General features: G+C 63.0%; 17 protein-coding genes. 7 read left to right on the forward strand and 10 right to left on the reverse strand.

Annotation, left to right across the window (positions count from 1 at the left end):
* Positions 1-40: 40 nt before the first annotated feature.
* The 4 genes from repC to Q9316_RS25240 all read right to left on the reverse strand — a co-directional run bounded on the left by repC (position 41) and on the right by Q9316_RS25240 (position 5,416).
* Entirely contained in the window at positions 41-1,255 is a 1,215-nt protein-coding gene (repC, locus tag Q9316_RS25225) for a plasmid replication protein RepC (RefSeq protein WP_306036012.1), read from the reverse strand.
* A 153-nt stretch (positions 1,256-1,408) separates the two neighbouring features.
* Positions 1,409-2,431 carry a plasmid partitioning protein RepB gene (gene repB, locus Q9316_RS25230; RefSeq protein WP_306036013.1) on the reverse strand — a complete coding sequence of 341 codons (1,023 nt, stop codon included), beginning with the start codon at positions 2,429-2,431 and terminating at the stop codon, positions 1,409-1,411.
* A complete protein-coding gene (repA, locus tag Q9316_RS25235; RefSeq protein ID WP_306036014.1) occupies positions 2,428-3,642 on the reverse strand; it encodes a plasmid partitioning protein RepA in 1,215 nt (404 codons plus the stop codon). The genes repB and repA overlap by 4 nt, the downstream gene beginning before the upstream one ends.
* Positions 3,643-3,967: 325 nt before the next feature.
* Entirely contained in the window at positions 3,968-5,416 is a 1,449-nt protein-coding gene (locus Q9316_RS25240; protein ID WP_306036015.1) for a helix-turn-helix domain-containing protein, read from the reverse strand.
* Between the two features lie 147 nt (positions 5,417-5,563).
* Between Q9316_RS25240 and Q9316_RS25245 the strand changes: the two genes are divergently transcribed.
* Genes Q9316_RS25245 through scpA form a run of 4 tightly spaced genes read left to right on the forward strand, consistent with a single transcriptional unit; the run spans position 5,564 to position 11,551 of the window.
* On the forward strand, positions 5,564-7,096 hold the full coding sequence (locus Q9316_RS25245; protein WP_306036016.1) for an acyl-CoA carboxylase subunit beta: 1,533 nt from the start codon (positions 5,564-5,566) through the stop codon (positions 7,094-7,096).
* 9 nt (positions 7,097-7,105) lie between these two features.
* Entirely contained in the window at positions 7,106-7,396 is a 291-nt protein-coding gene (locus tag Q9316_RS25250) for a hypothetical protein (protein ID WP_306036017.1), read from the forward strand.
* A 25-nt stretch (positions 7,397-7,421) separates the two neighbouring features.
* Positions 7,422-9,425 carry an acetyl-CoA carboxylase biotin carboxylase subunit gene (locus tag Q9316_RS25255; RefSeq protein ID WP_306036018.1) on the forward strand — a complete coding sequence of 668 codons (2,004 nt, stop codon included), beginning with the start codon at positions 7,422-7,424 and terminating at the stop codon, positions 9,423-9,425.
* Positions 9,425-11,551: a methylmalonyl-CoA mutase gene (scpA, locus tag Q9316_RS25260; protein ID WP_306036373.1), complete on the forward strand. Its 2,127-nt coding sequence runs from the start codon at positions 9,425-9,427 to the stop codon at positions 11,549-11,551. The genes Q9316_RS25255 and scpA overlap by 1 nt, the downstream gene beginning before the upstream one ends.
* 10 nt (positions 11,552-11,561) lie before the next feature.
* Here scpA and Q9316_RS25265 read toward each other — a convergent pair whose 3' ends face one another.
* The 4 genes from Q9316_RS25265 to Q9316_RS25280 are packed head-to-tail and all read right to left on the reverse strand — an operon-like array spanning position 11,562 to position 15,132.
* Complete coding sequence (locus Q9316_RS25265; RefSeq protein WP_306036019.1) at positions 11,562-12,260, reverse strand: ABC transporter ATP-binding protein; 699 nt, start codon at positions 12,258-12,260, stop codon at positions 11,562-11,564.
* Positions 12,253-13,044: an ABC transporter ATP-binding protein gene (locus Q9316_RS25270; protein WP_306036020.1), complete on the reverse strand. Its 792-nt coding sequence runs from the start codon at positions 13,042-13,044 to the stop codon at positions 12,253-12,255. The genes Q9316_RS25265 and Q9316_RS25270 overlap by 8 nt, the downstream gene beginning before the upstream one ends.
* A complete protein-coding gene (locus tag Q9316_RS25275) occupies positions 13,041-14,219 on the reverse strand; it encodes a branched-chain amino acid ABC transporter permease (RefSeq protein WP_306036021.1) in 1,179 nt (392 codons plus the stop codon). The genes Q9316_RS25270 and Q9316_RS25275 overlap by 4 nt, the downstream gene beginning before the upstream one ends.
* Before the next feature lie 4 nt (positions 14,220-14,223).
* Positions 14,224-15,132 carry a branched-chain amino acid ABC transporter permease gene (locus tag Q9316_RS25280; protein WP_306036022.1) on the reverse strand — a complete coding sequence of 303 codons (909 nt, stop codon included), beginning with the start codon at positions 15,130-15,132 and terminating at the stop codon, positions 14,224-14,226.
* A gap of 283 nt (positions 15,133-15,415) precedes the next feature.
* Between Q9316_RS25280 and Q9316_RS25285 the strand changes: the two genes are divergently transcribed.
* From Q9316_RS25285 to Q9316_RS25295, 3 genes are all read left to right on the forward strand, one after another.
* The gene (locus Q9316_RS25285; protein ID WP_306036023.1) at positions 15,416-16,552 is read left to right on the forward strand and encodes a branched-chain amino acid ABC transporter substrate-binding protein; all 1,137 of its coding nucleotides are present in this window, start codon (positions 15,416-15,418) and stop codon (positions 16,550-16,552) included.
* A 175-nt stretch (positions 16,553-16,727) separates the two neighbouring features.
* Positions 16,728-16,961 (forward strand): BrnA antitoxin family protein, encoded by a 234-nt coding sequence (locus Q9316_RS25290; protein ID WP_306036374.1) that lies wholly within the window; start codon positions 16,728-16,730, stop codon positions 16,959-16,961.
* Positions 16,962-17,176: 215 nt separating this feature from the next.
* A complete protein-coding gene (locus Q9316_RS25295; protein ID WP_306036024.1) occupies positions 17,177-17,596 on the forward strand; it encodes a GFA family protein in 420 nt (139 codons plus the stop codon).
* Positions 17,597-17,608: 12 nt separating this feature from the next.
* Here the strand turns inward: Q9316_RS25295 and Q9316_RS25300 are convergent, their stop codons facing one another.
* Together Q9316_RS25300 and Q9316_RS25305 are read right to left on the reverse strand one after the other, a co-directional pair.
* Positions 17,609-19,765, reverse strand: coding sequence for a putative bifunctional diguanylate cyclase/phosphodiesterase (locus Q9316_RS25300; protein ID WP_306036025.1), 2,157 nt, complete (start codon positions 19,763-19,765; stop codon positions 17,609-17,611).
* A 218-nt stretch (positions 19,766-19,983) separates the two neighbouring features.
* Positions 19,984-21,498, reverse strand: coding sequence for a GumC family protein (locus Q9316_RS25305; protein WP_306036026.1), 1,515 nt, complete (start codon positions 21,496-21,498; stop codon positions 19,984-19,986).
* Between the last annotated feature and the right edge of the window lie 141 nt (positions 21,499-21,639).

Genomic DNA, 21,639 nt, shown 5'->3' on the forward strand with positions numbered 1-21,639 from the left:
ATGGCTGCGGGCACGTCTCGCCTTCAGGGTGGCGGCCATTCTATCCGACCTTCAAGCGTCCCGCCGTGTTGGCCTTGAACAGGGCCATGAGCATCGGGCCGAGCGAGAATTCGCCGCGCTCCGTCCGCCGTGTCAGGTCTCGCAAATATCCTCCGGGGGAATTGATGAAGTTCGCGCGCTCCAGAATACAGGCAACCGCAACCGCCGCATTTTCCTGCCCCATCGCCTCGCACGCCTCCTGATAGGCCGAAGGGCTTATGCCAAGCATGGATCTTGCCACGACGGAAGCGGACATCAAATCGCGCCAGCTCCCGATACAACCGCCCGGACCGTAATCTCCAATCGACGGGCAGGCCTTGAGTACCAAGTCTAACGGAAACGCCTTTAGCCGTTCAACGCCGGGGGTTTGGTTTTTATTCGGCTTCGCGCCCTGCTCTCTTTCAGAGCGAGGTTCAAATTCAATTGTGGAGTCGGGTTTTGAATTCTGTATGTGGCGCTCGAATTGAGCATCATTGGTGCTAATATTTTCAGATTTTCCTTGGGTTTCCAGTCTATTGACGATTTCCTCGCGGAGCATTTGCATGCCCTCGAGTGAAGTTGCCAAGTCGGTCGGCGCCGGTGTCCGCGGGATGGCCCGCACAAGAGAAATATACATGTCTTCGACCGCGGTCCAATCGCCGTCCGCGCCCTCTTCCATCGCTGCTGTGATGAGTTTCCGCACATCACGGCGGCAAATCGTCAGGTTTTCCTTCGCCTTCCTGAAAGCGGCTCGATCGGCCATTACCTGCTGGGCCATCGCGGCCAGTTCCTCAGACCTAGCGAGAAGCGGCGACAAGTCGAAACCGAATGCGCTCTCGATCTGACCGGCGTCGTCCTTTCGTGCATAGCGTTTGCCGTTGGCGCTGTCCTTTCGTACGATCAGGCCTGCCTCGACGAGAATGGCTATATGCCGGCGCAAAGTGGCGCCCGCCATTCCGTGCGCACGCAGCGCAAGCTGCGTGTTGGACGGGAAGACGATCAACTGGGCGTCCTGGCGCAATTCATTGCTTGGATAAAAGCTCAACAGCGCATCGAGAACAGCAAGGCTGTTGGACTGGATTCCGAGCAGCGCCATGGCCGCCGAAGCGTCCCTAAAGACCTTCCACTTGTCGGCAGTCTTGCCTTCCCTGATATCCGCCAGCGCCGTCTGGCGTCGCACCAGCGCAAGCGTCATCGGCCGCCGCCCGAAGGGCGTCGTGACATTTCCCGTCTCCATTGCCTCACCTTTCAGCAGGCAAAAGAAATGAACTCACCAAAACGGTGCCAAAGACTCTTGACGAGGATTCGAGGAAATGCGATTCTGTTCTTGCTACAGAGACAAAAGGGCTTCCGCGACGGCGACGTTGTGGGGGCTCTTTTCTTTTGCTGGTTACTCTCCCTGTTTGCGTTGATTGCCGTCGCGATACGCTTGATAGAGCGCCGGCACATGCTCGAGCACGAAGGCCGCAAAGTCCGGCGTCGCCTTCTTGTCGATCACGATCTCCAGTTTGGTCTTGCTCTGGCTCACCTGGGCAAGCCGGTCTCCTTCAGGGCTCGACAGGACATCCGGAAGCGCACGCGCGGCACGAGCCGGCTTCAGATGGCCGATCACCGCCTTGAACCGCTCCGCGGAAGGCAATGCCTGCACATCGTCCGACATGGCGAAACGGAGGGCGCTCGATGGGGCAGGGGCCTTTTCGAGCAGTTCGGCCAATTGCTGCCAGTTCGGCCGGCCGATACCCGGCGCCGCGCCGATGGCATCGATCAAGTCCGAGGGGAGGGCATCGACAAGCAGAAGCATCTTGGACAGGTTGCTCTTGTCGATCGACATCGCCGCGATGACGATCTCCCGCGGAAAATGCTTGTTGAGACGATAGGCAAAGCGCGCCTTCTCGATGAAGGTTAGGTCTTCGCGTTCGTTGTTCTCCTGCCCTTGCGCGACGACCAGTTGCTCGTCCGTTAGCGCGCGGACCACCGCCTTTACGGGCTGCCCCAGTTGCGACAGGGCCCGCAGCCGGCGATGGCCGAAGGCGACCTGATAGCGTCCGGATTGAACCGGATGAGGCCGCACAAGGATCGGAACCTGCTGGCCCTGTTCCCGGATCGACGCGAGGAGACCGTCGATCTCGCCCTGCATGCGATCCTGAACGAATGACGGTTCGATCGTCGATGCGTCCAATTCGATCACGACCTGGCCTTCCGACAGGCGCCGCTCGATTTCTTCAGCACGATCAAGACGCTCGTTCTGCTCTCGCAGGGCGTTGCCGATATTCGCCGTGAGCTTCGTCGCGGGGTCGCGTTCCTTCCGCGCCACACCGAGAAGCGGCATCGAACGGGTCTTCGCCGTGCGATCATCGGGAAGGGAAGGGGAGGGGACGTCCGTCGAGACGCCAAGGATGTGTTTGCGGCTCATGTCGTCCTACCCCAGGCTTTCTTGATCAAGGATTCGATCTCGTCGTTTACGGCGTTCATCGCCTCCAGCGCCCGGTCATAGGTCGATCGCGTGAATTGCCCGCGCTCGACTTCGAAAAGGGTCTGGTTGGTCAGGCCGGCATCGGACACTGCCGTGGTCTTCAGCATGGGGAAATTGAGCACATTCTCGCCGAAGATCGATCGCAGATAGCCGACCATCTGGTTCTGCGGGCCGTCGCTCGGCTCAAAGCGCGTGATCAGGTAGCGCATCCAGTTGAACTTGAACTCGGCGCCGGCATTTTCGATTTCCCGCAGCAGGTTCGACGTCATCGCGAGGAACTGGTTCATCGACATCACGTCCAGCATCTGGGGGTGGACGGTGACCAGAATGGATGTCGCGGCCGTCAGCGCGGAAAGTGTGAGGTAACCGAGCTGCGGCGGGCAGTCGATGACGACCACGTCATAATTGTCCGCGATGTCCTCGATGACCTGGCTGATGCGGCCATAAAACAGCGTGTCCCCCTCCTTGCGCTTCATCAGCGCACGCGGCGTGTCGTGCTCGAATTCCATCAGTTCGAGATTGCCGGGGATCAGATGAAGGTCCGGAATATAAGTTCCGCGCACAACCTGCTCGATCGGCACCTGTTCGTCGTCGTATCTGATGGCGCCATAGAGGGTTTCGTTCGGGCCGACATCCGTTTCCGGCTGGCTGCCGAAGAGCGCGGAAAGGCTTGCCTGCGGATCGAGGTCGATGGCGAGGACCCGGTATCCGCGCATCGCCAGATACTGCGCCAGGTGCGCAGCCGTGGTGGTTTTGCCGGAGCCGCCTTTGAAGTTCATGACCGAGATGACCTGAAGCTGCTCGCCATCCCGGCGATGCGGCAGGTAGCGGCGGTTGCCGCGGCCGACCTGGTCCATGTGCTTGCGAATGGCATGGATATCTTCGATGGAGAAGATGCGCCTGCCGCCGGGACTCGTGGTAACGTTGAGCGCAGGCATTTCCGTCACGATCTGCCTGAGATAGGATTCGCCGACGCCAAGCAACCTGGACGCTTCCGACGGACCGAACTTGCGGATTCCCTTTTCGGCGGTCGGCGGGAAGACCTTGAGGTGATGCGCTTGAAGCTGGCTGGAGAGGGCATCGGAATGACGCTCCATCAACGCGGTGAGGCCCTCGAATACAGGCGCATCTTTTGCGGCGGTCTTCGCCATTTCAAAACCCATTCTTTGCCAGTGGCGGTATTTTGCGAAAAACGGAGAAAGTTTCGCCACTGGCAATAGGCCCTGATTCCCACCATGGAGCAAGGGCTTTTTGGTTAACGCATGGTTAGCAGCGCGAACGCATGAAGAGTTCTAAAGCATGTTTTTCTATTTAAAAACCATTGCTTAGGCATCCTGCTCGGTGAAGGCGAGTTCACATCGGATTCACAGGTTGTGCACGCGCGCGGCCCCCGCCTTGCCCGACGAGGATACCCACAGATGAAATCTCCCTCCAGGCGATTCGCAAGCGCGAGCCGTTTGGAGACGGGCGAGGGGCCTACTCGTCGGCAATACGAGCCTGATCGAGACGGTCATGGATGACCTGATAGGGGATCGTTCGGCGGATATTGTGTTCCACGACGAGGCGGCCCTTGAGCGGGGGAAGGGCGCGGCTGGCGCATTGGGTGCGCTCGCAGATCCGGCAGGAAATGCCGATCGGATCGTAGGCCCCCGCATTGGTGAGATCGAGACCGTCGGCATAGACGAAACTCTCGGCATGGGAGACCTCGCAGCCGAGCGCCAGCGCATAGTGCTGCTGCGGCTGGCGGAAGCCCCGCCCGCCGCGTGAGACCTGCATGGACAGGCAGAGATAGCGCACACCATCCGGCGTTTCCGCGAGCTGCCGGGCGACCCGGCCGGGATTTTCAAAGGCCTGATGGCCGTTCCAGAGCGGACAGGCCGCGCCGAAACGAGCGAACTGCAGGCGCGTGGCGCTGTGGCGTTTGGTGATGTTGCCCGCCCGGTCGATGCGCGCGAAAAAGATGGGAACGCCCTTCTGCCCCGGTCTTTGTAAGGTCGAGAGGCGATGGCAGACCTGTTCGAGGCTCGCGCCGAAGCGGGCCGCGAGCAGATCGAGATCGTGCCGCACCTCCTGTGCCGCCGCCATGAACTTGCGGTAGGGCAGGAGAAGCGCGCCGGCGAAGTAATTGTGCAGACCGATGCGACAGATCTCGTATGCTTCCGCTGTCCGAAAACCGGCGCCGGCAGCGACGCGCTCGACGATGGAGCCCGCATGGAGCTGGGCGATCTGCAACGCGATCTGGAAAAGCCGGGTCGGCGCCGGCAGGTATGAATTCAACGTCAGAAGGCGGGCATCGGGGTCATAGGCGCGCACGAGATCGTCGTTGTGTGCCGCACGCACGATCCGCACCCCATGGTGCCGTTCGAGATAGCCGGTCAGCAACGGACCGGGATCGACCTCGCCAATACCGATCTCTCCCGCCAACCGCTCGGCGGGGAGGTCAAGATCGCCGACATAATTGTCGACGAAATGAAAGAAGTCGCGCACCTCCTCGTAAGGCGTCGTCTCGATAGCGGCGTGACTACGGCCCAGCGTATCGTTGATGCCGGCGAGCTGTTCGGAATTATGGCGGTAGGCGCGATGGGCGGCAATGAGCGCGTGGGCAAAACCCGGCGCGTTCTGGGTGACGAGCTTCAACTCCTGGAGGCTCGGCGTATAGCCGTCGAAAAGCGAATCCGTCAGCGTTTCCGAAAGGGCCGAGACCAGCCGGTCGTCTTCGCCACCGGAGAGATCGGCAAGGTCGATGCGGAATTTTTCCGCGAGCGCCAGCAGCACGCCGGCGGAAACCGGGCGCTGGTTGTTCTCGATCTGGTTGAGATAGGAGGCGGAGATGCCGAGGCGCTCGGCGAACTGCGCCTGCGTTGCGCGGTTCGCCTGGCGCAGGTCCCGCACCCGTCGACCGATATAGAGTTTGCCTGTAGCCATGTTTGCAACTTTGCAAATTGAATTTGCAAAAAGTTTAATGCTTGCATGTCCACGCGATCAAGCGTTCATTTTCAACGATGTCGGCATTAAGCAGGATCAATCCCCGGGACTGTAAGCACCCCGGCTGGTCAGCAACGGACGGATACCATGCACGCAATTCTCGACCAACTTGAAGCCCGCCGGGAAGCGGCGCGGCTTGGCGGCGGCCAGCGCCGTATCGATGCCCAGCATGCCAAGGGCAAGCTGACCGCGCGCGAACGCCTCGACGTGCTCCTCGACGAGGGCTCCTTCGAGGAATACGACATGTACGTCACCCATCGGGCGACGGAATTCGGCATGGAGAGCCAAAAGGTGGCGGGCGATGGCGTCGTCACCGGTTGGGGCACGATCAACGGCCGGCAGGTCTACGTCTTTTCGCAGGATTTCACGGTTCTCGGCGGCTCGCTTTCCGAAACTCATGCCCAGAAGATCTGCAAGATCATGGACATGGCCGTGCGCAACGGCGCGCCGGTCATCGGCCTCAACGACTCGGGCGGCGCGCGCATTCAGGAAGGCGTGGATTCGCTCGCCGGCTATGCGGAGGTGTTCAGGCGCAATGCCGAAGCCTCCGGCGTCGTGCCGCAGATTTCGGTCATCATGGGCCCCTGCGCGGGCGGGGCGGTCTATTCGCCGGCCATGACGGATTTCATCTTCATGGTGCGCGACAGTTCCTACATGTTCGTGACCGGCCCCGACGTGGTGAAGACCGTCACCAACGAGATCGTCACTGCCGAGGAACTCGGTGGCGCGCGCACCCATTCGCAGAAATCCTCCGTCGCCGACGGCGCCTATGAGAATGACATTGAGGCGCTGGAGCAGGTGCGCGCCCTTTTCGATTTCCTGCCGCTCAACAACCGCCAGAAGCCGCCGCAGCGCCCGTTCCACGACGATCCGGCGCGGCTGGAAGCCCGGCTCGACACGCTCATTCCCGACAGCTCCAACAAGCCCTACGACATGAAGGAGCTGATCACGGCGGTCGCCGACGAAGGCGATTTCTTCGAGATTCAGGAAGCCTTCGCGCGGAACATCGTCACCGGCTTCGTGCGCATCGAGGGCGAGACGGTGGGCGTCGTCGCCAACCAGCCGATGGTGCTGGCCGGCTGCCTCGACATCGACGCTTCGCGCAAGGCCGCCCGCTTCGTGCGCTTCTGCGATGCCTTCTCCATCCCGATCCTGACGCTGGTCGACGTGCCGGGTTTCCTGCCGGGTACCGCGCAGGAATATGGCGGCGTCATCAAGCACGGCGCGAAACTGCTCTTCGCCTATAGCCAGGCGACCGTACCGATGGTGACGCTGATCACGCGAAAGGCCTATGGCGGCGCCTATGACGTGATGGCCTCCAAGCATATCGGCGCCGACATCAACTATGCCTGGCCGACCGCCGAGATCGCCGTGATGGGCGCCAAGGGCGCAACGGAAATCCTCTACCGCTCGGAACTCGGCGACGCCGAGAAGATCGCGGCGCGCACGAAGGAGTACGAGGAGCGCTTCGCCAACCCCTTCGTGGCGGCCGAGCGCGGTTTCATCGACGAGGTGATCATGCCGCACTCCTCGCGCCGCCGCATCGCCCGCGCCTTTGCCTCGCTGCGCGGCAAGCAGGTGGAGACGCGCTGGAGGAAACACGACACGATACCGCTTTAGGACGGTCCGATGGGGAGGCACGAAAAGCCGGAATTGACGCCGGAGGAGGCGCGCAAGGACCATTGGCGCATGCTGCGCTACATGATGCTGCATGCGCTCATCGGCGGACTGATCGGCGCCGCGACTGTCGCCGCCGTGATCCTCCTCGATATCGGCGGTATCGGTACGCGCATCGCCCGGGCGGAAAATCCGATCATGCCCGTGCTGCTGCTTGTCGTGCCCTTCGCCGCGCTGTTCGGGGGCGCGGCCACGGCATCGGCCATCCTGCTGATGCCCTATGAAAAGAAATACAAAGATTGAAGTGACCGGGACTGGAAGACACCTGATGTTCAAGAAGATCCTCATCGCCAATCGCGGCGAAATCGCCTGCCGGGTCATCAAGACCGCCCGCAGGCTCGGCATTCCCACCGTCGCCGTCTACTCTGATGCCGACCGCGGCGCGCTGCATGTATCGATGGCCGACGAGGCGGTGCATATCGGTCCCGCGCCGTCGTCCCAGTCCTACATTGTCATCGAGAAGATCATCGAGGCCATCCGCAAGACCGGCGCGGACGCCGTACATCCCGGCTACGGCTTTCTGTCGGAAAACGCCGCCTTCGCCGAGGCGCTGGAAAGGGAAGGCGTCGCCTTCATCGGCCCGCCGGTCGGCGCCATACAGGCGATGGGCGACAAGATTACCTCCAAGAAACTCGCCGCCGAAGCGGGCGTCAGCACGGTGCCCGGCCATATGGGCCTGATCGAGGATGCGGACGAGGCGGTGCGCATTGCTTCCAGCATCGGCTACCCGGTCATGATCAAGGCGTCCGCCGGGGGAGGGGGCAAGGGCATGCGCATTGCCTGGAGCGATGCGGAGGCACGCGAGGGCTTCCAGGCCTCCAAGAACGAGGCGAAGAGCTCATTTGGCGACGATCGCATCTTCATTGAAAAATTCGTGACGCAGCCGCGCCATATCGAGATCCAGGTGCTCGGCGACCAGCACGGCACCACGCTCTATCTCGGCGAGCGGGAATGCTCCATTCAGCGGCGAAACCAGAAGGTCGTGGAAGAAGCCCCTTCGCCCTTCCTCGACCCCGAGACCCGCAAGGCCATGGGCGAACAGGCGGTGGCGCTGGCCAAGGCCGTCGGCTACCACTCCGCCGGAACCGTGGAATTCATCGTCGACGGCAACCGCAACTTCTACTTCCTCGAGATGAACACCCGCCTGCAGGTGGAGCATCCGGTGACGGAGCTGATCACCGGCATCGACCTCGTGGAGCAGATGATCCGCGTCGCCGCCGGCGAAAAGCTGTCCTTCGGCCAGAACGACGTCAAGCTGAACGGCTGGGCCATCGAAAGCCGGCTCTATGCCGAAGATCCCTACCGCAACTTCCTGCCCTCCATCGGCCGCCTCACGCGCTATCGCCCGCCGGCCGAAGGTGCGCAGGCCGACGGCAGCGTGGTGCGCAACGACACCGGCGTCTTCGAGGGCGGCGAAATCTCGATGTATTACGACCCGATGGTCGCAAAGCTCTGCACCTGGGCCCCGACCCGGCTCGACGCCATCGATGCCATGGCGACCGCGCTCGACGATTTCGAGGTGGAGGGCATCGGCCACAACCTGCCGTTCCTTTCCGCCGTCATGGGCAGCGAACGCTTCCGCGCCGGCCGGCTCACCACCGCCTTCATCGCCGAGGAGTTCCCCGATGGCTTCCACGGGGTCGCACCGGATGGCGCGGCAGCCCGGCAACTCGCCGCCGTCGCCGCCTTCGTGCAGCAGGCGGTGCAGGCGCGCGCCGCGCAGATCTCCGGCACGATCGGCAACCACCGCCGCATCGTCGGCACGGAATGGGTCGCGAGCCTTGCCGGCGAGGATCATGCACTGACACTGGAAAGCGGCCCAGCCGGCGTTGCCGTTCGCTTTGCCGACGGCGAGGCGTTGCGCATCGCCAGCGACTGGGTGCCCGGCCTCCGCCACGCCGTCTTCACCGTCGCGGGAAGACGCATGGGCGTGAAGGTGGATCTTGTCGGCCCTGCGATCCGCCTGCGCTGGCGCGGCATCGATGTAACCGCGCATGTACGCTCCCCCCGCGGCGCCGCGCTCGCCCGCCTGATGCCGAAGAAGCTGCCGCCCGACACTTCGAAGCTGCTGCTCTGCCCCATGCCGGGGGTCGTCACCGCGCTTCTCGTTGCGGAAGGTGATATCGTGGAGGCCGGCCAGGCGCTCGCCACCATCGAGGCGATGAAGATGGAAAACATGATGCGGGCGGAGCGCCGTGCCGTCGTCAAGCGCGTCGCCGTCAAGACCGGGCAGAGCCTTGCCGTGGACGAAACGATCCTGGAGTTCGAATGATGGCCGACAAGACCCTGAAAGATTGGGAAGCGCTGGCGGAAAAGGAACTGCGTGCCACGCCGGAGACGCTGACCTGGAATACGCCCGAAGGCATCGCGGTCAAGCCCCTCTATACGGCTGAAGACCTTGCGGGCGCGGACCATCTCGGCTCGCTGCCCGGCTTCGCCCCCTTCGTGCGCGGCCCGCGCGCCAGCATGTATGCCGGCCGCCCCTGGACGATCCGCCAATATGCCGGCTTCTCGACGGCCGAAGCCTCGAACGCCTTCTACCGCAAGGCGCTCGCCGCCGGCCAGCAGGGCGTTTCCGTCGCCTTCGACCTCGCCACCCACCGCGGCTATGACAGCGACCATCCGCGCGTCGTCGGCGATGTCGGCAAGGCGGGCGTGGCCATCGACAGCGTGGAAGACATGAAGATCCTCTTCGGCAGCATTCCGCTGGAGAAGGTCTCCGTCTCCATGACCATGAACGGCGCCGTCATTCCCATCCTCGCCAATTTCATCGTCGCCGGCGAGGAGCAGGGCGTGCCGCGCGGCGCCCTGTCCGGGACCATCCAGAACGACGTCCTCAAGGAATTTATGGTCCGCAATACCTACATCTACCCGCCCGAGCCCTCGATGCGCATCGTTGCCGATATCATCGACTATACGGCGCGGGAAATGCCGAAGTTCAATTCCATCTCGATCTCCGGCTATCACATGCAGGAGGCCGGCGCGACGCTGGTGCAGGAACTCGCCTTTACCATCGCCGACGGGCGCGAATATGTGCGCGCCGCCATCGCAAAGGGCCTCGATGTCGACGATTTCGCCGGCCGTCTCTCCTTCTTCTTCGCCATCGGCATGAATTTCTTCATGGAGGCGGCGAAGCTGCGTGCCGCGCGCCTGCTTTGGGACCGCGTCATGGGCGAGTTCCAGCCGAAGAAGGCGTCCTCGCGCATGCTGCGCACGCATTGCCAGACGTCGGGCGTCTCGCTGCAGGAGCAGGACCCCTACAACAACATCGTGCGCACCGCCTTCGAGGCGATGTCTGCCGCCCTCGGCGGCACGCAGTCGCTGCACACCAATTCCTTCGACGAGGCGATCGCGCTGCCGACGGAGTTCTCCGCCCGCATCGCTCGTAATACCCAGCTCATCCTCCAGCACGAGACGGGCGTGACCAAGGTGGTCGATCCGCTCGCGGGCTCCTACTACGTCGAAAGCCTCACCCATGAGCTCGCCGAAAAGGCCTGGGCGCTCATCGAGGAGGTCGAGGCGATGGGCGGCATGACGAAGGCCGTCATCGAGGGCCTGCCGAAGCGCCTGATCGAGGAGGCCGCGACCCGCCGGCAAGCCGCCGTCGACCGCGGCGACGAGGTGATCGTCGGCGTCAATCGCTACCGCCTCGAGGACGAGCAGCCGATCGATATTCTGGATATCGACAACGCCGCCGTGCGCGCCGCGCAGATCAAGAGGCTGGAAGATATCCGCCACCGGCGCAGTGCGGTGAATGTAGCCGAAACCCTCGACGCTCTCGAAGCGGTCGCCAGGACCGGCGAAGGCAACCTCCTCGAAGCCGCCGTCGCGGCGGCGCGGGCACGCGCTACCGTCGGCGAGATTTCCGACGCCATGCGCCGCGCCTTCGGCGATCACGCCGCCGTGCCCGAAGTCGTCGGCGACATCTACGGCCCGGCCTATGGCGACGACCCGGAATACAGGACCCTCTCGAGCCGCATCGCCGGGCGCGCGGCAAAGCCGAAGATCATGGTGGCCAAGCTCGGCCAGGACGGCCACGACCGCGGCGCCAAAGTCATTGCTTCCGCCTTCGGCGACCTCGGCTTCGACGTTCTGGTCGGCCCGCTTTTCCAGACGCCGGAGGAAGCCGCCGACCTCGCCGTCGCGCAAAAGGTGCAGGTTGTCGGCATGTCTTCGCTTGCCGCCGGCCACAAGACGCTGGCCCCGGCACTGATCGCCGCGCTGCGCGAGCGCGGCGCCGAAAACACCGTGGTCGTCGTCGGTGGCGTCATTCCCCGCCAGGACTACGACTTCCTGCTGGAAAACGGCGTCGCCGCCGTCTTCGGCCCCGGCACGAACGTGTTAGACGCGGCCAATGCCGTGCTCGACCTCGTGGACGGCCGGATCCGCAACCAGTAGCAACAGCGCCTTACAAATACATGTGCTTGATCGTGTCGTCCGCCAGCATCTGGTCGCGAGACCCTTCCACGGCGATTTGCCCGCGTACCAGCAGATAGCCGCGGTCTGCGATCGACAGCGCCTTTTCCGCGTTCTGCTCGATCAGCAGCACCGTTCGTCCCTCGGCGTGGATGCGCGCCACCGTCTCGAAGTATTCGTCGATCAGCTTCGGCGACAGGCCGAGCGAAGGCTCGTCCATGACCAGCAGTTCAGGATCGCCGATCAGCGCGCGGGCGAGCGCCACCATGGCCTGCTCGCCGCCCGACATGGTGCGCGCCTGCTGGCCGATGCGCTCCTTCACGCGCGGGAAGAGATCGTAGATCACCTCCAGCCGCGCCTCGAACGGCGTCTTGCAGCCGGAGGCGTCGTAGCCGAGCTTCAGGTTCTCCCGCACGGTGAGCGAGGGAAACAGTTTTCGTCCTTCCGGCACGAAGCCGACACCGAGCGCGCCGAGATTCTCCGTGCCGGTTCGCATGACGTCCGCGCCCACCATGCGGACCGCGCCACCATTGAGCGGCAGGAGGCCGGAGAGCGCCTTGAAGGTCGTCGATTTTCCCGCGCCGTTGGGCCCGAGCAGGCAGACGAGTTCGCCTTTCTTCACGGAAAGCGAGACGCCGCGCAGCATGGAGACCTGCCCGTAGGAGGTGCTGACATTGGCCAGTTCAAGCATCTTCCACCGCCTTCTGCCCGAGATAGGCCTGCTGCACGCGCGGCAGCAGCCGCACGTCGGCGAACTTTCCGTGTGCGATCTTCTTGCCGTAGTCGATGACGACCACGTCCTGCGGGAGCTCGGCCACCAGCCGCATGTCGTGCTCGATGATCAGGAAGGAGAGGCCGGGATTCTCCGCCATCACGCGGCGGATATCCGCCATCAGGTCAGCCGTGTCGCGGTCGTCCATGCCGGACGACGGTTCATCGAGCAGGATGAGTTTCGGCTTCGAGGCGAGCGCGCGGGCGATTTCCAGCCGTCGCCGGTCGGCCTGCGGCAGAATGCCGGCCGGCTCATAGCGGCGGGCGAAAAGCGCCTCCGACAAGCTCTTGAGGATGCGGCCGGCTTCTTCGGCGCAGCCGGCAAGCTCGCGGCGGGCGCGGCCGGGGGTGAGAAGCGCGGTCAGGACACCGGTCCTGGTGCGCGCGTGCATGCCGATCATCACGTTGTCGAGGATCGGCAGGTCCTCGAAGAGCCGCGAGGACTGGAAGGTGCGGGCGATGCCCTTGGCCGCCACCTGATGGGCGGGAAGGCCGGTAATGTCTTCGCCATCAAGCGCGACGGTGCCCGCGGACGGCTTGTAGATGCCGGTGATCAGGTTGAAGAGCGTGGATTTTCCCGCGCCGTTCGGCCCGATGACGCAGGTGATATGCGAGGGCGGCAGGTCCAAATTCACGTCGTCGACGGCGACCAGGCCGCCGAAACGGATGCCGAGGCCACGCAGCGAAAGCAGCGGCTCTGTCATGAATGGGCTCCATAGTGGCGCGGGCGCTGCGGGAAGAGGCCCTTGGGCCTCAGCACCAGGAAGAGGATCACGACGACCGAGACGAAAAGCAGGCGGTAGTCGGAGAAGATGCGCAGCTTTTCCGGCAGGAGGGTCAGCAGGAAGGCGCCGACGATCACCCCGAACGTGTTGTCCATGCCGCCGACGATGACCATCGTCATGATCGTCACCGACACGAGGAAGGTGAAATTGTCCGGCGAGATATAGGAGACGTAGAAGGCGTAGATCGTGCCGGCGAAGGCGGCGAGGAAGGCATCCACGGCGAAGGCGAGGATCTTGTACCAGGCGACGTTTATGCCCTGGCAGCGCGCCGCGAGCTCGTCGGCGCGGATGGCGTTCCAGGCAAGGCCGATGCGGCTTTCGTGCAGGCGTTTGGCCGAGAGGATGGCAAGGCCGAGCAGCGAGACGGCAAGGTAGTAGAAGTTCGCCTGCGAGGGCAGGCGGAAGCCGAGAACGACGATCGGCTGCATGAAGGAATGCCCGAGGAGGCTGGGCGCGGGAATGCCGACGAGGCCGTTCGGACCGCCGGTCCAGCTCAGATTGTTCAGCATCTGGTGGATGACGATGCCGAAGGCGATGGTGACGAGCGCGAGGTAGCTGTCACGCGCCCGCATCGACGGGATGCCGAGCAGGAAGCCGAAGGCCGTGGCGACGAGGGCGGCAGCCGGCAGCGTCGCCCAGAGCGACAGGCCGAAATTGATGGCAAGCAGAGCGGACGTATAGGCGCCGATGCCGTAGGTGGCGCCGGTCGCGAAATTCGGGATGTTGGCGGAGCCGAGCTGGAAATTCAGCGCCAGCGCCAAGACCGAGTAAAGCAATGCCACGATGACCAGATGCAGCGCATAGGTATTGGCGCCGAGGAAGAACGGATAGATGAGCACGATCGCGATGCCGAGCACGGTGGCGACCTGACGGGCGGAGCGGAAGGCGGAAACGATCGTCTCCTCGATGGCGGGGCGCACCTGGATCAGGGCGAAGGCGCCGCCCATGATCGCGAAAAGGGCGAGCACGAGGGGTGTCGATTCTGCCGTCAGCAGCGCCCAGAGCAGGGCGGCGCCGACGATCTCGGCAAGGATGACGATCAGCGCGGGCGGCAAGGCGGGGCTGGCCGCCGAAGGGATGGCAGGGGTGGACATGCGCCTAGACCTTTTCGACGACGGGTTTGCCGAGCAGCCCGGAAGGGCGCACGCAGAGCATCAGGATCACCAGCAGGAAAACGAAGACGAGCCGGTAGGAGGCGCCGTCCGCCATGTTGGCCTGCACGAGGGCCTCGATGCCGGCAATGGCGAGCGAACCGAGGATCGCCCCGCTCATCGAGCCGAGCCCGCCGATGACGGCCGCGGAAAAGCCGATGAGGCCGAGCTGGACGCCGAAATCGAAGCGCACGACGCCGGCATGGCTGGCGAAGAACAGCGCGCCGAGCGCGCCCACCGCCGAGGCGAGGAAGAAGGTGAAGGCGAAGACGCGTTCGGGAAAGATGCCCATCAGCCGCGCCGTCTCGCGGTCTTCCGCGACGGCCCGGATGCGGGTGCCGATCGGGGTTTTCTGCAACAGCACATACATCAGCACGACGACGCAAACCGAGGTGACGATGATGAGGACCGGCTGCAAGGAGAATTGGGCAGCGCCGAGGGACAGGGTGCCCTCGACGATCGCCGGAAACGCTTTGGGGTTGGACCCTTGCGGATAGATCGCCCGGATCAGCTCCCGCACCACCGTGCCAAGCGCGACGGTCGCCACCAGCGCCATCATGGCCGGCGAGCGGCGGAAGCGGCGGATCACCAGCCTGTCCGCGCCGATGCCGACAAGGCCGGTGGCAAGGATGGCGAGCACCAGCGCCACCGCCATGGCGCCGGGGCCGCCAAGCGTGCCGAGCAGCGCCTGGAGCGCCGCCAGCCCCACGAAGGGCGCGACCATGGAGACGTCCCCATGGGAAAAGTGGATCACATTGAGCAGGCCGAAGAGCAGGCTGAAGCCGATGGCGACCAACGTGTAGATGCTGCCCAGTACCATCCAATTCATGAGGTACTGGACGAGAAGGCTATCCATAGCGACCTCTCCCGGTTTGAAAACTGTTCCCTGTTTTGCGGCGGAGGATGCAAGAACGAAGCCGGGGCGTAAATTGAAAAGACGCAAATCCGGCATAGCTTTTTCCGAAGCACAGGCTCAGCAAAAACGACTTTAAGGATTTGTCCGCCCGACGCTAAGGTCCCTTCCAAAAGAACGACAACGCGAACGTGCGAAAGAGATTTCGCCAAGCGAAATCAATAAATTATATCGGGAACTAAGTCCTGCGCCGTCCGCGCGGGAGCTCATCATGGGAGAGGATTTGATGGCATATTCGACGATTAGCCGCCGCGCGGTACTGGCGGGGCTCCTGCTTTCCACGCTCGCCTTCGTGGCTCCGGCCCACGCCGACAAGACGAAGGTGAAGCTCGGCTTCCTCGGCCCACTCTCGGGCGGCAATGCGCAGCAGGGCCTCGGCGCCAAGAACGGCTTCCTGCTCGCCATCGAACAGGCCAATGCGAAGGCCGACGGCGCCTATGAATTCGAGGGCGTGGTGCTGGACGACGCGTCCGATCCGCAGACCGGCGTTTCGGCCGCGATGAAGCTCGTCAACGATCCCGAGGTGGCGGCCGCGACGGGCCATTGGAATTCTCCGGTGGCGCTCGCCACCATGCCGGTCTTCGCCCGCTTCCAGACGCCGCTGGTCGTCTGGGGTGCGATCTCGCCCGCCATCACCCAGCAGAACCTGCCGGAAGTGACCCGCGTCACGCCGACGCTGCTGACCGAGAACAAGCCGCTGTCCGAATGGGCGGTCAAGACGCTCGGCGCCAAGCGCATCGCGATCGTCGCCGACACGTCCGATTTCGGCAAGGCGAATGCCGACGCCGTCAGCGCCTTCGTGCCGGAAGCGGGCGGCGAGATCGTCTCGACCGATCTCCTGCCGGTCGGCTCGACGGATTTCCGCACCATCCTGACGGCGCTGAAATCGAAGAACATCGACGCGATCTATTTCGGCGGCGTCATCACGGAAGCCGGCATCCTGGCCAAGCAGATGAAGGAAGTCGGCCTCGACAAGCCGATGCTCGGCACATCGGGCATGTACGATCCGGAATTCATCGCCGTTGCCGGCGATGCCGCGCAGGCCGCCATCGTCTCCTATCCGGCCGCGGCCGTCACCGACAACCTGAAGAAGCTCGATGCCGACTATGCGGCGCGGGGCTTTGCGGAAGCCGCCAGCCCCTACACGAAATATGCCTTCGACGCGACGAACGTGCTGATCCAGGCGATCAATGAGGTCGGCAAGGACGACAAGCCGGCGCTTTCGGCCGCCATCCGCAAGATTAAGCATGAGGGCGCCACCGGCACGATCACGTTCGACGCCAATGGCCAGACCGAGACGCCGGTCGCCATCGAGTTGAAGACCGTGCGTGACGGCGCCTGGACGGACTACAAGGCGAACTGATCGATATCTGGACCTTGAGGCGCCTCCGCTTGCCGGCGGGGGCGCCTTCGTCGTTTCCCAAGGTAGATCCTGAGTGTCCGCGTGTTCCTCGCGTCAAAAACCCGGCCGCTGAACAGCATTGCTCGACAGACCGCCCGGAAAGGAGCACAACCGGACAACGACGAAGGAATCGATGATGGCAACGACACCACGAAGACACGCCAACCCCAAGGATGCCGCCGAGGCCCTGTTCAAGCCTGCGAAGAAGGCGGCCGCGCCAGCCGTCGAAAGGCCTCCCATCCCGAACGCCAAGGAGCTGATTTCGCTGAAAATCGATAGCGACGTGCTCGCCCATTTTCAGGCGGACGGACCGGGCTGGCAGGACCGGATCAACGATGTTCTGCGGACTGCCATGAAAGAGGCATCTTGATCCTCGCTCGTAGGAAATGGAACCGCGAATAGCAGGCAGACGAGGTCTTCCTCTGGACTTCGGCGGTTCGCGCGCTATCTCGATCTTTCGACGGGCCTGAAGCCGTATCCAGGCCTCGCCCTTTTGCATCGCCAACAGCATGAATTGCTGTCGCGCCTGCGTTTCTTCCCTCTTCAATTCATCGAATCTAACCGCAAGCAGCGGGAGGAGTTTCCATGACCAATGCCCAATGCGCCTGCGGCGCACTCAGACTGACATTCAGAGAACCGCCGCAATTGACAGCGCTGTGCCACTGCTTTGCCTGCCAGCGCAGAACCGGTGCGGCATTCAGCGCGAACGCGTTCTACGCGATCGACTGTGTCGAAATATCCGGAACATCAACCGAATTCATTCGCACTGCCGATAGCGGCCGTAAGGTCCGGATGCATTTTTGCCCGGCGTGCGGCTCGACCGTCTATTGGAAGGCCGACGCTTCGCCATCCATTGTCGGGGTAGCGGTGGGTTGCTTCGCTGACCCGGTTTTCGTGCCACCGGCGATGTCGGTATTCGAGCAATCGAAGCACGAGTGGGTGCAGCTGGACGAAACGATGGAGCATTTCCGAGGTCTTCCGGTCGGCGGCAACGAGACGGGTTAGCGGATCGCGCCACTACCTTCGGCGTATGCTCCAGCCGCGTTCGGCGAGGGAGCCGGCGTCGGCTAGCTGCTTGCTCTCCTCACGCCCGGCCGCGATCTTCTCCGCAGGGGAAGCCGGCACGAGGCTTGCACGGGCGCTCCGGTCCATGATCGCGATCTGCCCGCTTGCTAGAATGTGCTCGAGAGCGGCCGGGCGGCCGAGAAGGTAGCCTTGCGCTTCATCGCATCCTTCCTTCTTGAGAAGGGCGAGTTGCCCTTCGGTCTCGATTCCTTCGGCGAGGACGGGAATGCTGAGGCTGCGCCCCAGTGCGAGCACGGCCCGGATGATGGCTTTTGCTTGCGGACTGGACTCGAGTTCGATGATGAAGGAGCGGTCGAGCTTGATCTTGTCGAAAGGGAACGAACGAAGCGTGTCGAGCGAAGAGTAGCCGGTCCCGAAATCATCGAGCGCCACATTCACCCCCAGATCCTTGATCTGCCGCAGAATTCGCAATGCGCGGTCCTTGTCCGCGAAGATGGTCGTTTCCGTCAGTTCGAGCTCGAGCCGTTCCGGCACCAGGCCGCTTTCCTTCAGGATCGCCGCAATGACATCAGGAAGATTGGTGTAGGCGAACTGCACGGCCGAGATGTTGACCGAAATCTTGTAGGGCGGCTCCCAGGTCGCAGCCTTCATGCAGGCAGTGCGCAACACCCATTCGCCGAGTTGCAGGATCAGCCCGTTCTCCTCGGCGATGCCGATGAACTCTGTCGGAGGGATGAAGCCCCTTACCGGATGTTCCCAGCGCAGGAGCGCTTCGTAGCCTATGATCTCGCCGGAGGAGATGACGGTCTGGACCTGATAGTGGATGGTGAGTTCGTCCCGCTCCAACGCTTCGCGTAGGTCGTTGGCAAGGCTGCGCCGCTGCCGCACCGTCTCGTCCATCGACGACTGGTAGAAACAGACGGCACGGGAAACATCGGCCTTGGCCCGGTACATCGCCAGGTCGGCGTTGTTGATGAGCGTTGCCTTGTCCGCCGCGTTGTCGGGATAGATCGCAACACCGATGCTCGCACCCGGCAGAACATGGTACTCGTCAAAATCGATCGGTGCGTTCAGGATCGCTTCAAGCCTTCCGACGAAATCCATGAGGCTCGCCTGCGATTCCATGCGGTGGATTGCTGCAAACTCGTCTCCGCCCACCCGGCCGGCAAACTCGGAACTGGAGAGCGTAGCGGCCATGCGGTGCGAGAGGACACGAAGGACCGCGTCGCCGGCCGCATGTCCTCTAAGGTCGTTGATCTCCTTGAACCGGTCGAGATCGATACCGACAAGCGCAAAACTGCTGCCGGTCGCGTTTGCGATCTGGATTTCCTGTTCGAGCCGTTCCTGGAAACCGCGGCGGTTCGCCAGGCCCGTCAGGCCGTCGCTCATGGCCATCTTCTGCAGTTCCCGGTAGGAATCCGCCCGCACGCCGTCGTCGATGAGATAGCTTGCAAGGCCCGCACAGCCGATGAGAAATGCGACCCCGGCGACGGCGAAGCCCAGCGCTTGCAACGCAACCGGATTCGAGACGCTGGCGTCGATCATCAGCGGTTCGACCCTGAACGCCGTCATGCCCGTGAAATGGAGCAGGACGATCGCCAGCACCAGCAGGGCCGACGCGAATGTAATCGCGTGTTTCCCAGCCTTGCAGCTGGCGACGTGAAGCGCCCAGGCCGAAATGGTCACCGAGAGAAGGATGGACGCATAGACATAAGGCCAATCCCAGGAAATGATCCCCTTCGCCCGGTAGGCGATCATGCCGGAATAGTGCATGGCGACGATTGCCAGCCCCACGATGGCGCCACCGAGGGCCGGTGAAAGACGCTGGGATCCCAAGGTCGTGACCCAGAAGCCGACGGATGTGCCGACCATCGCCACGAGCAGGGAAAGCACCGTCAGAGCCGGGTCCACCTCCACGGGCACGCCCGCATCGAAGCCGAGCAGCGCGATGAAGTGCGTCGACCAGATCGCGGAACCGGCCAGGATAGCCGTGAGGAAGTTCCACACGACCCTCTGAAGGCCCTCGCGATCACGCGCCCGGCCGTGCAACCGGATCACGCCCCACGAACTGATGATACAGACCACGGCAGCGGCGAGAACCAGCCAAGGATTGTGCTGATGATAGACGCAGTTGAGGACGGTCATCATGGGATGTCATTCCTGCTCGCGTGCCCGGCCCGCGCATAGATCGATAACGAGGGCGTCGTGGATGACGCGCCGCCGCAACGCGATGCCGTTCGAGCCTCCTGTCTGCATTGATGTTGCATCCCGTCCTTCGTGATCGAACCTTGCCGCAGTGGAGCCATCATGCCGTCAAAAGCTTCACACTTTGCGTATTTCGCCATGGTGAATATCCACACCCATCGTCATCCGAGAACATCCTTGTTGAGGAGAGATGTCATCTCGCCACGGGCATAGTGGCGTTGCGGCAGATGCGGCCATTGCTCCTGCGTCAAATCCTTCAAGGCGGGATCCTGCGAGCGGGCGATATCTTGCAGAATGCCATAACCGAGCACACCGACCACCCCGAGCGCAAGCCCGGCGACAAGGCCGAACAGCGATGCCTGCGGCACGCTCGGCGGCCAGGAGCGGGTTCGCGGCACGACGGGGTCCGAAATGACGCGAATATTGGTCGAGTCGAGCTGTTCGCGTTCCGCCGTCAGCCGCGCACGCGCCAGGAAGGCTTCGTAGACGGCGCTTCGCGCACTGGCCTCGCGTGTCAGTTCACGCAGCTTCACTTCGGCATCGTTCTCGGAGAAAAGATCGTTCGAAACGGACGACACTTCCTTTTCAAGTTCCTCGACGACATCCTTCGCCTGGGCATATTCGTTTTCAGCCGCGCGGCTCAGCCGTCGCGTTTCATTCTGGATTTCACGCTCCAGCGTCTTCACGTTGAGCTGCACACCCTTGTAGCGCGGGTGCAGCGTGCCGTAGACAACGGCATATTGATCGGCCTGCTGCTTGGCCGTCGCAAACTCGGTGCGCAGCGTGGCCAGCGTCGTCGATTGCATGACCGCGAAATCGCCGCTGCCCGACATCAGTTGCTTGTAGCGGGATTCGGCGGCGATCAGCCGCTCGCGCGCCTCGCGAAGCTGGGTATCGACCTGCGACATGGATCGGCTGCTCGACAGTTCACCCCGGCTGATGCGCAGGTCGTTCTGCCGGCGAAAAGTTTCCACGGCTTCCTCCGCCTTGGTCACGCCGGCCTTCAGCTCGACCAGCCGGCCGACCAGCGAAGTGGTCACGCGGCCCGCGCCATCGGAATCGGCGACACTGAGCTCGGTGCGGAATTCCTCGATCAGCGCTTTGGAGATGCGCACGCTCTTTTCGGCGGTCTGCGACCAGACGGTGAGGATGATGACGAAGGAATTTTCGTCGCGTCGGGCGGAAGCGCGCCGCTCCAGCGCATCGAGCGCGATAACCTCCGGGGGCGTGGCGGTCTCCGACCCCAGACCGAAACTGAAATTGACCAGGCTGAACCAGGATTTCGGCACGAATTCGCGATCATTGGTGAGGTCGAGCTTTTCAGCCACACGCATCAGCACATTGCGCGACAACAATGTCTGCAGCTTGCTGTCGACATTGAGGAGCTGCGTGTCCCGATCCTCGTTCCGCCGGTAAAGGTCGTCGTCGACCACCTTGAACCCCGCTGGATCGACGAGGATTTCGCTGGTGACCGTGTAACGCCGCGCGGCAAGCAGACTATAGTCCGCACCGATCAGGAGGCCGACGATCGCAACCGCAATGATCCATCTGTACTTTATACGCAGCCACTGGACGAGTCGCTTGAGATCGATCTGCAGATAGTTCGCGAGGCCCTGTTCGACCCGGTTTTCCAGGCGGTGGGTGGTATATTCCCGGTTGTCTGGTCTTTCCTGCATGATGCCCTGAACTCTTGCGTTGCGTGTATTATTTTACAAATTAAACTTAAGGATTAGTTAGGGGCCTGCAAAACGGGATTCCACCTCGGCTGATCGGTGGCTGCTTTGACGACGCCTTCGGGCAGGCGTAATGTAGAGGGC

This window comes from Shinella zoogloeoides, assembly GCF_030733845.1.
Classification (GTDB): Bacteria; Pseudomonadota; Alphaproteobacteria; order Rhizobiales; family Rhizobiaceae; genus Shinella; species Shinella zoogloeoides_C.